At 36.2% G+C, this 12,933-nt stretch carries 13 protein-coding genes and 1 pseudogene; 6 read left to right on the forward strand and 8 right to left on the reverse strand.

Going from position 1 to position 12,933, the window contains the following annotated elements; genetic code table 11:
- Positions 1 to 319 precede the first annotated feature (319 nt).
- The 4 genes and pseudogenes from F991_RS02680 to F991_RS02695 all read right to left on the reverse strand — a co-directional run bounded on the left by F991_RS02680 (position 320) and on the right by F991_RS02695 (position 2,529).
- Positions 320 to 598, reverse strand: a complete 279-nt coding sequence (locus tag F991_RS02680; protein ID WP_004668746.1) for a hypothetical protein — start codon at positions 596 to 598, stop codon at positions 320 to 322.
- Between the two features lie 377 nt (positions 599 to 975).
- Entirely contained in the window at positions 976 to 1,137 is a 162-nt protein-coding gene (locus tag F991_RS17615) for a hypothetical protein (protein WP_004668748.1), read from the reverse strand.
- A 557-nt stretch (positions 1,138 to 1,694) separates the two neighbouring features.
- A pseudogene (locus F991_RS16985) lies at positions 1,695 to 2,087 on the reverse strand (transposase family protein); the annotation flags it as partial.
- 37 nt (positions 2,088 to 2,124) lie between these two features.
- Positions 2,125 to 2,529, reverse strand: coding sequence for a transposase family protein (locus tag F991_RS02695; protein ID WP_000669095.1), 405 nt, complete (start codon positions 2,527 to 2,529; stop codon positions 2,125 to 2,127).
- A gap of 312 nt (positions 2,530 to 2,841) precedes the next feature.
- Between F991_RS02695 and F991_RS02700 the strand changes: the two genes are divergently transcribed.
- The 6 genes from F991_RS02700 (at position 2,842) to F991_RS02725 (ending at position 9,200) form a co-directional block, all read left to right on the forward strand.
- Positions 2,842 to 3,312, forward strand: a complete 471-nt coding sequence (locus F991_RS02700) for a hypothetical protein (protein WP_004668750.1) — start codon at positions 2,842 to 2,844, stop codon at positions 3,310 to 3,312.
- A 378-nt stretch (positions 3,313 to 3,690) separates the two neighbouring features.
- Positions 3,691 to 6,330, forward strand: a complete 2,640-nt coding sequence (gene mutS / locus F991_RS02705; protein WP_004668752.1) for a DNA mismatch repair protein MutS — start codon at positions 3,691 to 3,693, stop codon at positions 6,328 to 6,330.
- Between the two features lie 126 nt (positions 6,331 to 6,456).
- Positions 6,457 to 7,023, forward strand: a complete 567-nt coding sequence (locus F991_RS02710; protein ID WP_004668753.1) for a GNAT family N-acetyltransferase — start codon at positions 6,457 to 6,459, stop codon at positions 7,021 to 7,023.
- 226 nt (positions 7,024 to 7,249) lie between these two features.
- On the forward strand, positions 7,250 to 7,579 hold the full coding sequence (gene fdxA / locus F991_RS02715; RefSeq protein WP_004668754.1) for a ferredoxin FdxA: 330 nt from the start codon (positions 7,250 to 7,252) through the stop codon (positions 7,577 to 7,579).
- A 124-nt stretch (positions 7,580 to 7,703) separates the two neighbouring features.
- Positions 7,704 to 8,411 (forward strand): D-Ala-D-Ala carboxypeptidase family metallohydrolase, encoded by a 708-nt coding sequence (locus tag F991_RS02720; RefSeq protein ID WP_004668755.1) that lies wholly within the window; start codon positions 7,704 to 7,706, stop codon positions 8,409 to 8,411.
- Positions 8,412 to 8,531: 120 nt separating this feature from the next.
- Entirely contained in the window at positions 8,532 to 9,200 is a 669-nt protein-coding gene (locus F991_RS02725) for an O-methyltransferase (RefSeq protein ID WP_034595405.1), read from the forward strand.
- 119 nt (positions 9,201 to 9,319) lie between these two features.
- On the opposite strand, the gene F991_RS02730 is transcribed toward F991_RS02725, so the two are convergent.
- From F991_RS02730 to F991_RS02745, 4 genes are all read right to left on the reverse strand, one after another.
- Positions 9,320 to 10,162, reverse strand: a complete 843-nt coding sequence (locus F991_RS02730) for a universal stress protein (RefSeq protein WP_004668757.1) — start codon at positions 10,160 to 10,162, stop codon at positions 9,320 to 9,322.
- A gap of 116 nt (positions 10,163 to 10,278) precedes the next feature.
- A complete protein-coding gene (locus F991_RS02735) occupies positions 10,279 to 10,893 on the reverse strand; it encodes an acyltransferase (protein ID WP_004668758.1) in 615 nt (204 codons plus the stop codon).
- A gap of 91 nt (positions 10,894 to 10,984) precedes the next feature.
- On the reverse strand, positions 10,985 to 11,569 hold the full coding sequence (locus tag F991_RS02740; RefSeq protein ID WP_004668759.1) for an IMPACT family protein: 585 nt from the start codon (positions 11,567 to 11,569) through the stop codon (positions 10,985 to 10,987).
- Positions 11,570 to 11,723: 154 nt separating this feature from the next.
- Positions 11,724 to 12,914 (reverse strand): beta-barrel domain-containing protein, encoded by a 1,191-nt coding sequence (locus tag F991_RS02745; RefSeq protein WP_004668760.1) that lies wholly within the window; start codon positions 12,912 to 12,914, stop codon positions 11,724 to 11,726.
- Positions 12,915 to 12,933: the final 19 nt, after the last annotated feature.

Below are 12,933 nucleotides of genomic sequence, written 5' to 3' on the forward strand. Positions count from 1 at the left end.
TGCGGTTTAATTTACTTGCTGGCATATACAATTTAGATTGGGTGAAAGATAAACAATTAAATTGATTGAAAAATGATTTATGAAGGAAGTCTATTGTTTTAAATTATGAAATTAAATCTCGTAAAAAAAACATAGAAAGTACATTAGAAAAAATTCTAGGTATCACAAATAAGGTTTTTTGTGACAAAGTTCACAAGTTATAAATTTATATAAAGATATTGAATTAATTTTTATCTCCAAGCACAAAGATCATAAATTAATTGTGGTTAAAAACTTCATAGAAAATTCTTAACCACAACATCCTTAAAATTCTTAGTTTTTAATTAGAAGGAGTTCTACTTGATAAGTTTGTTTGAGTATTATCATTTGTTAAACCTGCCTCATCATTTTCATTCATAACAGGAGCAGAACTACCATGTTGTAAATCATCATGTAACTGAGCCTCTCTAGAATGATCTATTTCTACTGGTTCCGTTTCTAAAGCATGGGGAGTCGTTGTCTCCTCTCGACTCATTGTATCAGCGTCTTTATTTTTTTCGCATCCAGCTACACTGAATACAAAACATAATGTTAAAATTTTTAATAATAGATTATTCATCACTTTGTACCTCTATTTTTTCTTAGTTAATAGATAATAGGTTCTATACTTTTATAACCCTGACTATTTTCCATAACCTGAGCTGGTATATTGTTTTACTTCACAAATAAAAACTTTAGCCAGTTTATTTCAAGCTATCTTATTCTGGAGTTACTTTTATCATCTACCATCACCTCCAACTTTTGCCGATAAGAACCCTCGTCATCAGTAATTTTAATATGTTTTTGAAGGTTCTTGACCTACGCTCTATGAAATGAACCATTTTTAATTCTGTTACTTCATATAACTTAAAAAAGTATATGTCTATATCCGAAAATCACCAAGATAGGAATTCATTAAAAAAGAAGCTTGATTTAAGCTTCTTTTTTAATCTATATTTATTTCATAAATTTACTCAAAACTTTTTTCCCTTTAACCTCTTCATTTAAACCATGAGCATCACTTTTTTTATCATCAGACAATCTACTCTTATCCTTGTGAGATTTATAATAACAACCCAAAGCGACACCTGTACCCAAAGTAATAATCGTTTTTAACATGAGATACCTCTTTAATGTATTTGAACACTTATATTAGTAGCATTTTTATTGTAATCTTTAAGCCCTTCTTCTATAGCTTTTCTTTAAATAATGAAAACTTATGTAAAAAGCATTATTATTAAAAATAAATATTAATACAAATCAAAATCTTAAATTTAATTTAAATTATTTCTAAACATTACTAAACACTTTTTTATATTAAAAAATTTACAAATAAAAAGTATTACAAAAATTTAACGATCTAATCTATTTATCAGACAGGTGAGCTTAGTAAATTTCCAAAATAAAATTTTTTAAAGCTAAATCAATTCAAGATTTAAAAGACTCCATTAACAAATGGCTAAGAGAAGAGATCACCAACTATAATCATAAAGTAAATATTAAGAATATAAGTCATTGTCACAGCAACAATTCATTAAACCCTCTCTTTACTACGCTGATTGTCTATAAATATGAATAGTTTATTTTAAATTAAATAGTTATTAAATCAGAGAACAGAAACACAACATTATATTTTATAATTATATAATAGACTTCCTTCATAAATCATTTTTCAATCAATTTAATTGTTTATCTTTCACCCAATCTAAATTGTATATGCCAGCAAGTAAATTAAACCGCAGGTTTAATCTTTTACGACGATTTCTATATACACAAGATAAAATCTTAAAACATTTCATCCTTCCAAATACATGCTCTACTTGAATTCGTCTACGACCAATCTCTTTATTTAACTTTTTTAATTCAGAATCTAGTTTTTCAGTTTTCTTTGCTTTAGATGGCATGAGGCATCCAAAACCCAATTTCTTTATCCCTAAATAACCCTTATCAACGATAAAAAAGGGCTTAAATTTTAATTTCCTCATGCTTTTTTTAAATATTTTAAAATCATGCATGCTTCCATGACTTCCACATACACTCAGTATTTCACCTGTTATATAGTGCATAGATAGCTGAAATTTAAAGGTATGTCGCTTTTTTTTACCGCTATACCATTTCTTCTGTTTTTTTTGGACGTTGAACTAATATTTCAGTGGCATCAATCACAACAACTTCCCAATCCACTTCATCTCGATTAGGAAGTTGTTTTGGCAAGTTGAATTTTCCAGAACGGATTAAGGTATCTTCAATAACACGTGTGATACGAATTGCACTCGTTTCAGATACACCGTAACTCATACCAAGATGGAAAAATGTTCGATATTCTCTCCAATATTCTATACATAAGAGCAAACGATCTTCCAACGGTAATTTATGCGGTCGTCCTTTACCAATATGACGAGGTAAATGCTTATTTAGCTCGGCCAACATGAGGTTAAATGTAGCCCAACTAACACCGGTAAGCCTACGAAACTTAACGTTTGATAATTTTTGAATATCTTTGAATTTCATCCAAGGATTATCTCTTGAATTAAATAATTTTGCTGATTAATTTAAGATCAAATAAATTGTACGTTTTTTGATTTATGACGGAAGTCTAATATTTACAATCCTATTTTTTATGTAAACCAAACCACCTAATCAAAATTAAAAATAAACATAAAAATCAACAATATAAAAATACAACTATTATCAATCAATATCTGCACATAACTTTTGTTTCACAAAAGCATCATTACTCACACGAGTCGCCAAAACAAATACAATCAGCAACCTAAAAACCTTCATAATCTCTAAATGATATGGACTTGGCAGGAGTAAGACATGCCACAATTTTTACGTATAGCTGAAAAAGTCTATAGAAACTTGCAAGAAAACAAAGATACGAACAATGATCCCATAGAAAAACTCAATACATTAATCATTGAAATTCGTAAAGAAATTAAAGGAACTAAATTAAAACTACTTTACAACTTTATTGATTTTGAAGAGTGTTTAAATAAGCCTAATCAAGAATGTAAGGTTCAGTTAGATATAAGTTTAATTCCTAAAATTAAAAATGAAGATGAGTTCATTTTATGGTTGGCAGGTTTTATTCAAAGAATCACTACAGATGGTAAGAGAAAAGCACCTCCTCCTCTCAGAAGTGATATCCCGCCAGATTTTCAATTCAATCCTACCCAAAAACGTGATAAATCTCTTTTAAACATTACAGAGTATTCAAAAAGTGTCGAACAAATAGATACTTATTTCAAATCGGAAGAATTTACAACTGGTCTGAATAAAGAGCAATAATTCAAAAAATAGAAGTGTGCCCTTGACCGTTCACACCTCTATTATTTGCTGAGTAAATTCAGCTACCGCCTGTACGGGGCGGTTTTCTTTTTTATATGATAAAAAAACTACGATTTAATTAATAAGCTCTTTTTCGCTACTTATTTTGCCATCCTTTTCAAGATTACTTTTTCTCAATCAGCTCAAATTTGTTAAGATGACAAACCTGAGAAAATCGTAATACATTCTCAAACACTGTTGACTCAATTTTGGCTCAAATAAAAGTACACCTGAAGGTATGCTTTTGTATAGATTTACCTAGATTCGACTAGCAATTGGTTAGACAGCCAAATTTTTTAAAGCATGAGATTTAGTGTTTATTTTTAAGGATTTTTATACATGAATAGCAATGAAATCATGGCTGATCTCTCTTCCCACACCCCTATGATGCAGCAATATCTAAAAGTAAAAATGGAGCATCAACATGCCCTGCTGTTTTATCGTATGGGAGATTTTTACGAACTATTCTTTGAAGATGCTCGTCTTGCTGCCAAGCTGTTGGGTATTACATTAACCCATCGTGGTAAAGCCAGTGGTGAACCGATTCCAATGGCAGGCGTACCTTATCATGCAGCAGAAGGCTATCTTGCGCGTTTGGTTAAATCAGGTCGAACGGTTGCCATTTGTGAACAGGTCGGTGAGGTTACTGGAAAAGGTCCTGTGGATCGGCAAGTGGTTCGCATCCTAACACCGGGTACTTTAACCGATGATGCTTTACTAGGTAGCTATCAGTCTTCGAATCTTGTTGCGCTATGTATCCAACAAAATCAAGTCGGCTTTGCTTTACTAGACCTCAGTGCGGGTATTTTTAAAGTTCAGCAACAAGACTATAAGCCAGAACAGCTTCCCATTGAACTGGCTCGCTTAATGCCAAGTGAAATTTTGATCGACGAAGATTTAGTTGATCAAGATATTATTGAACAGATTAAAAAGAATATTGACTGCCCAATTACCAAGCGACCAAATGTTGATTTTAATTTAAATAACGCGCAAAAAACCTTATGTGATCAGTTTTCTGTCTCGACCTTATCTGGTTTCGGATTAGATCCCATTCCGCTAGCAAAGGCTGCCGCTGCGGCATTGATTCACTATGCAAAAGAAACACAAAAAACAGCGCTGCCTCATATTCGCGCGATTCAAATAGAACAAAGTACCGATTTTATAGCCCTCGATCCAATTACGCGTCGTAATCTAGAAATTATTGATCCTTTATTTGACCATGGTACATCCTTATTTCAACTGGTGAATGACTGTCAAACTGCAATGGGTGGACGCTTACTCAGCCGAACACTCATGCAGCCCATCCGTGATACAGCCGTTTTAGATGCCCGCCTTGATGCTACAGAACAGCTTTTAAAGGGATACCATGAAGCACCGCTGCGTTTAGTGCTAAAAGAAATTGGTGATATCGAACGCGTTTTAAGTCGCGTGGCTTTAGGTAGTGCTCGTCCACGTGATTTAGTCCAACTACGTCATGCCTGTGCTCAAATTCCTTTTCTACGACACGCATTAGCGCCTGTTTTACAAGCCAAACAATCTAAATTACTGACCCAACTTGATCATGAGCTTGGTGACTTTAAAAGCTTGTATCAGCAGTTAATGGCAGCGATTGTAGAAAATCCACCCGTACTCTTGCGTGATGGCAATGTAATTGCAGAAGGCTATGATGAGGAGTTGGATGAACTCCGCAAGATCCGTGATCATGCAGGTCAATTCTTAATTGATTTAGAAATTAGAGAACGTCAACGTACTGGAATCAATACACTTAAAATCGGCTATAACCGTGTCAGTGGCTATTATATAGAACTCACTCGTGCTCAAGCAGAACAAGCACCAGCGGACTACATCCGTCGTCAAACCCTTAAAAATGCTGAACGTTATATCACCCCTGAACTGAAAAGCTTTGAAGACAAAGTACTTTCTAGTGAGTCTCGCGCATTAGCACGTGAAAAACTGTTATTTGAGTCATTGTTGGATGAATTACGCCAAAACATTGCACATTTACAAATGATGAGTGCTGCAATTGCATATATTGACGTACTAGCCAACTTTGCCCATCAAGCACGATTAAACAATTGGGCACGGCCAGAATTCAGTCCTGAAACAGGGATTAAAATTCAAGCAGGTCGTCACCCTGTGGTAGAAGCTTTAAATAAAACACCGTTTACCCCAAATGATACATTTTTAGATGCACAACACCGTATGGCGATCATTACTGGTCCAAACATGGGGGGGAAATCGACATTTATGCGTCAAACCGCACTGATTAGCCTTCTTGCCTATTGTGGAAGTTTCGTTCCCGCAAAATCTGCAAAACTTGGTCCAATTGATCGTATTTTTACCCGTATTGGTTCAGCCGATGATTTATCAACTGGAAAATCAACTTTTATGGTCGAGATGACCGAAACCTCACAGATTTTGCATCATGCCACCAACCAGTCCTTGGTGTTAATGGATGAGGTTGGTCGTGGAACCAGTACTTATGATGGCCTTTCTTTGGCTTGGGCATGTGTACTTGATTTGACTAAGCGTGTGAAATGTCTATGCCTTTTCGCCACACATTATTTTGAGCTGACTGAACTTGGTAGTGAAACAGGTATCGATAACTATCACGTTACTGCACAGGAATTGAATGGTAATTTAATTTTATTACACAAAGTTCAACATGGCCCCGCAAGTCAAAGTCACGGCTTACAAGTCGCAAAATTGGCGGGTATTCCAGCAAGTGTGATTAAAGAAGCGCAAAAGCGTTTGAAAATTCTTGAAAAGCAACAACATCATATCTTGCAAAAGACAGTGCAAACAGATTTATTCAGTTCAATTGATCCTCAAATAGAAACCCAAGTGATTGAGAAAATTATTGAAGTGGAAGTCCATTCACCAGCTTTAGATTTGTTACAACGCATTGATGTAGATGATCTTACGCCCCGTCAAGCACTTGAACAACTCTATTCACTAAAAGCAGCACTGAGATCCTAAAGACATTTTCCCAGAACAAGTGAATGAGACTTGTTCTGGGAAAAAAATTTATGAATAAGATAAACCGCATCGTTATATCATCCACCCTATCATCAGAATAAAATGAGTAATCAATCGAAGGGACAAATGCTGAATTTTGTGCTCAGAAAACTACAGGTTTCAGAAATCGATTTAATCTGGCAACAGATCAGTCGTCGCGAATTAATTACTCAAATGTACGTGCAACACAAACAACATTTAGACATAGTCGATTGTTTTTATGATGTTGAGAATTGGGATGCCTTTCATCTAGATAATGATCCACCGTTATTAAAACAAATCCATCAACAAGGTGGATTATGTATCGGGGTATTTAACTCACATGATCAGTTAATTGGTGTTCAAGTCGTATCCAATCAACTTATTCCAGATTATCCTGAAGCAAAATTATTGCAATACTTTTATGTTGATGCAGATCACCAAGGTCAAGGCATTGGGGCAGTGCTCATGCATTCCGCAGTAGAATCAGCACAACAATTGGGTGCTAAACAACTCTATATTTCAGCAACACCAAGTAAACGAACGGTAGACTTTTATCTCAAACATGGTGCCCAACTATTAGCGCAACCGGATCAACATCTATGGAAATTAGAACCAGAGGATATTCACCTGATGTGTTCTATAGCGTCATTTATCAAAAACAGCGCACAATGAAATCCTAAAGGGAAAGATAAAAACAACTGATTAAGACAAATACTTAATCGCATTATGTCTTTAAAAATCAACGAATCAATAGAACATATTTATTTTTATCAATATGTTATCCTGTTTTTCATATGTATAAATAAACAATATCAATAAAAGCAATTGTTTGTTCCCCCCATTTTTGCCTACAATAGCCCATTCCAAACAAAAACCGTATTTTTAGGTAGCTGTCGCCATGACCTTTGTTGTCACTGAAAATTGTATTAAATGTAAATATCAAGATTGTGTTGAAGTTTGCCCTGTCGATTGTTTTTATGAAGGTCCTAACTTCCTTGTCATCAATCCAGATGAATGTATTGACTGTGCGCTTTGTGAACCTGAGTGCCCAGCAAATGCGATTTTCTCTGAAGATGAACTACCTGAAGGTCAAGAAATCTTTATTGAGCTCAATACTGAATTATCTGAAAAATGGGCGGGTAACAATATCACCCAAATTGGTGAACAACCTGCAGATCGTGAAGAATGGAATGGAAAACCGAATAAACTGCAATATTTAGAAAAGTAATTGAAAAGGCCAGTTTTACTGGTCTTTTTTAATACTTGAATCACACATTTCTTTGCAATTGTCCCATTATGTATACGTTATTTTGCATTAAAATAACGTGTCTTTAGATTGTGAACTGGCTTTTATGTTGCGAAATAAATTACAGGGTTTCTTATCGTTTTTTATCATCCCTGTGATGATGGTCGGCTGTGTCAGTTCAAAGACAGAAGTAAATAAAGGCAAAAGAATCCATATTCCTCAAGAAAAAGTCACTTTTACACGACCAACGCCAGACAAAGTAGAGCCAGCTTCTTATCGTCGTTGGTTGGCACAAGGCGAAAACTATGCTCGTGTGCGTGAATATGAACAATTTTTAACACGTAATCAAGTCGCTCACATTATCCCAAGTTTTGAATTATTACGAACCGCAAGAGATTGGCAAAAATGTGGTCGCAATGAGTATGCTGTGCCAAACCGTGAATTGTGGGGCAACTCTCTTTCAACTTTGCGTGTATTTAAATATCTTATTTCTGCAAAAATTTTAACCGATTTTGAAGTGACCTCTGTCTATCGTGATTTACCTTTAAACGAATGCGCTGGCGGTGCAAGTTCATCTAAACATTTATTTAACTCTGCCATCGATTTTCGTATTGGTCCTGAATACCCTCAGCCGCAGGATTATGCATTTATCGAACAATCCAAATTTAAATTATGTCAGTTTTGGGTTCAGCATGGTCAAAGCTTAAATCTCGGTATTGGTCTATATCGCTCAGGTCAGATTCATATTGATACTCAGGGTTATCGCACTTGGGGCCCAGACCTAACACGTAACAGCTCAATGTGTAACTTTTAGAATAAAAGATCACTTTCAGTAAAGAGATCTAAATGATCTCTTTTTTTATTCAGTAATCAAATTGCACTCTGAGCATAAATGTTTAAAATGCTGCAAACAGATTCAAAGGTAAGCCTGATTATGCAACAGATGTGGACCGACATTGATGACTATATCAATTCACATTTAATCCCCTCAGATCCTAAGCTTCAACATGCATTAGACAATACCGATACGCAAGGTCTTTCTAATCATTTGGCTGTTGCACCGAATCAAGGTATGTTCCTGCAAATGTTGATTCAAATGAATCAATGTAAACGTGTATTAGAACTTGGAACTTTTGCCGCTTATAGCACAATTTGGTTGGCGCAAGCATTACCTGCTGATGGGTACCTACTTACGGTTGAAGGACGAGATAGCCATGCGGCCATCGCCCAAGAAAATATTGATTATGCCGATATGCCTACCCATATTGAACTTAAAAAAGGACGCGGCGCAGATATCATGAATCAACTCATTGCAGAATCCAGTGAGGCATTTGATTTGATTTTTATTGATGCAGATAAACAAAGTTATCCTGAATACTTGGAACTCAGCTTGAAGCTATCTCATTCAGGAACGATTATTGTATTGGATAATGTGATTCGTTCAGGCGCGATATTGGATGAAAATAATAAAAAACCAAGTATTGAAGGCATTCGGGAAACCTTCGCTGCACTGAAAAATCATCCTCAGCTTTTATCTTGTACAGCACTACAAACAGTGGGTTCAAAAGGACATGATGGCTTCGCAATTGCGATTGTAAAGTAAAGATCAAAAAACGAACTGATTTTTTTAATTATTAGATATCAAATAGATACAAATTTACATAGTGCTTTTCCATATAGTTATCCACAGTATTTGCGGATAACTATATGGAATAAAATGAATTACTTAGCGACCAATAACGGTACATTTGCATTTCTAAATATCGAAGTAGTAATGCTACCTAAGAAAAATTGATGAATTTTACTATGGCTGAAAGCACCTAATACGATTAACTGCACATTATGTTCTCTTTGATATTCCAAAATATTCTGAGCCACATCACCATAACGATAAACAGGCATTACATCTAAGCCAGCATCCGTTAAATACTTTGCGGGCTCAGTGAGCATTTCGGGATGATCACCGACATAAAGCAAATGACACTGTAGCTTTTTCAACAAATCACTTTGAGCGATCCGCTGCAACATTTTCTGACAGGTTGGTGAATACTCGTATGCAAAAATAAAACGTCTAGGTGGTTCAAAATGCTCTCCAACCGTTATTACGGTACAATTTGCACCACGTATGAAGTTCTCAACATTACTACCAATTGGTTTATTTTTCTCTGCAGCACGCTCGCCAACACGACCAATAATCACCACGTCATTTTCATGCAGAAGATTAAAACTTTGTTCAAGAAAATCGCCTTTTTCTTGAATTTTGCTGCTGGTTAAACCGTATTGTTTCTCGATTAACTCTGAAATATGATTGAGTAGGTTATTACTATAATCGAGTGCTAACTCACTTTGCTTTTGCTCTAACTCAGCAAGCTCTTTGAGCAACATGGCATTACTCTCAAAGCCAATCACACCGCTAATTTCACCTAAATGATAGCTTGCAGGATAATAGTCCAAGATTTGTAACAGCACTAATTCTCTTTGCGTTTGTTTCGCAACCCAAACTGCAGCCTCAGCCACAGCATCAATACAGGGTGAAGAATCAATACATGCAATTACGCGATTCATGTTGGCCTCTCTTTAGGTTTGACACCTTAGGTCTTCTACTTATTTTTAACTTAACACAGATAAAAGCAGGATAGGTTAAATTTATGTATAGAATCTCATACGCTTTTTAATGCTTTTTATTCAGTTCTATAACGAATCAATTTTGCTGGATTCCCTGCCACAATGGCATAATCTTCAATATCTTTGGTCACCATACTATTCATCCCAACCACAGCATGATTTCCAATTTTGACCCCATCTTTAATTCCCACATGCGCTCCTAACCAAACATCTTTGCCGATCTCAATGCCCTTGGATGTCACGGGTTGCTGGTAGATTGGACGGTCCAAAGCCATCCCATGATCAAAAGCATATAAATGGCTATAGGCCGCTATTCTGACTTGATCGTGTAGCTGAATCCCTGCGCGCCCACCATCCAAAATACTGTGATGGTTTATTGCAACCTCATTGCCAATAACTAAAGGACCATGCAAGGTACAATCAGCGGCAATAAAAGTATTATCACCAATGGTAATTTTGCGTCCTGGCTCAGCAAAAATATGTGCCAATGGTGAAATAAAACAATTCTGGCCAATCTCAACTGTTTCCATTTCCATCAAATACGCTTGATATTCAGCTTGCCATGCTTCAGCCCATTCACGTTGTTTAGGCTTGAGCGACCAATACAACCACGGCATATAATTGAGACGATGTTTATGCTGCTCTCTATATTTTAATAAAGGATCATTCATCAAGTTGTTGCCTCTCTACCCCTTTCAATTACTCACTCCCTGAGAGCGAGGAACACTGTTCCCCAAACTCGCAAGAGAGGGCTTGTAAATTCTAATCTTCAACATGTAAATGCTCACGCCCTCTAGTAACATCTTGAAGTTTTTGTCTTAAAGGTTCAATTTGATGAATTTGTAGCCGTGCCTCAATGAAAACACCATTTTCGGTATAACTTTCTTGGTATTCGATGTGTTGCTGCATAAGCTCATATTGAATAATTGCCCATTCATTAAATAGACAACTCAATTGAATCTGTTTTTTCTCAATCAGCTCAATTTTTTCAGCCAATAGTAAACATTGCCCAGCGCAACCACCATAAGCACGAACTAAACCACCCGTACCAAGCTTAATACCACCATACCAACGATTGACCAATACAATCACATTGGTCAAATCATTCCCTTCGATGGTTGCTAAAATCGGACGTCCTGCGGTGCCAGAAGGTTCACCATCGTCATTAAATCGAACATGATATCCAATCTTCCATGCCCAACATTGATGTGTCGTCGATGGATCTTTCACTTCTTCTAAAAAGTTTTTGACCTGCTGTTCATTTTCAACAATCGCAGCAATCGCTTGGAAACGACTTTTTTTAATTTCTTCTTCAAAAGTTACCGGATTGGCAATGGTGAATGGCATAAAACATAAATACAAACTTTAAAAAATGATTATAGCAATTTTCTGGCGCAATGTAGGGCGCGATGATAGGGTCTGTTGACATTCCATTATAAAAAATGGGTGTGATGATTGATTATCACCACACCCGACGATAAAGGTTTCAAATCAGCAGAAACTATCGTTCACGTAATGCTTCTTTGGCTTTATTAAATGGTTTAAGCAAATAATCCATAATGGTTTTTTGTCCAGTCCGAATATCTACAGTAGCCACCATACCGGGGGTAATATCGAATGCTGTACCCGCTTTGTTATAAAGTCGATCCGAATCTGTCCGAATATAAACACGATAATAAAACTGATCTTGCTTCACTTCATCACGAATGGTATCTGGTGAAATCGTGGTAACTTTACCTTCTAGCCCACCATATACAGCATAATCATAAGCCGTGATTTTGACCAAAGCTTCTTGATTTGGATGAATAAATGCAATGTCACGTGGAGAAATACGTGCCTCGATTAACAATTTATCCTCTAAAGGCACAATCGTCATCAACTTACCATTTTGAGGAATGACACCACCTTCAGTCGTGACATCAATCTCTTTCACTACACCACGCACAGGTGCTCTAAATACAGCACGTTGTAAGCTATCACTTCTACCTTTGACCACTTGTAGTTGAGTTTGAATATCGGTATTGGCTTTTGATAGCTCCTCTCGTGCTTTTACATAATATTGATTACGAATATCATTGATTCTATTTTGTAAATCATTGGCTTCACGCTTTAAACGCAACACTTCAACTTCACTGGCGGCCCCTTTTGCAACCAACGGCTCAGTCATAGCCAATTCTTGTTGCACCAATTTAAGTGCTTGTTGATTACCAGAAATAGCCTCCTCTAAATTCATGCGACGTGAATAATAAAGTGCTGTTTCTTCTTTTATGAGTTTAGGTTCTTTTAAAACTTCTTCTGGAAAAACCAAAGCAGTATTACTGACTTCGGCACGTAAACGCGCTGCTGTCGCTTGTGCAGAACTCAGTAAAGATTGTGACTCTCCCACATTTGAAGCAAGACGTGTCGGATCTAACTGCGCTAGTATTTGTCCTTTTTCAACGATATCGCCTTCTCTAACAGCGAGTTTAGTTAAAATACCCCCTTCAAGTGATTGAATGGTTTGCTCTTTTGAAGAAGGGACAACTTTACCCGTACCTGTCGATACTTCTTCTAAACTAAATGCCCATGCCCACACGAGCAATATCACTAAACCAATCCCAATTAACCATACAATAATCGATGAACCAGGTAACTTCGGTTCTTTGTAACTCACATTCATGGGACGACTGCTGGTTTGTTCTTGCTCACTCATGAATTATCCTCTTTATTTT

This window comes from Acinetobacter sp. CIP-A165 (assembly GCF_000367985.1).
GTDB lineage: Bacteria > Pseudomonadota > Gammaproteobacteria > Pseudomonadales > Moraxellaceae > Acinetobacter.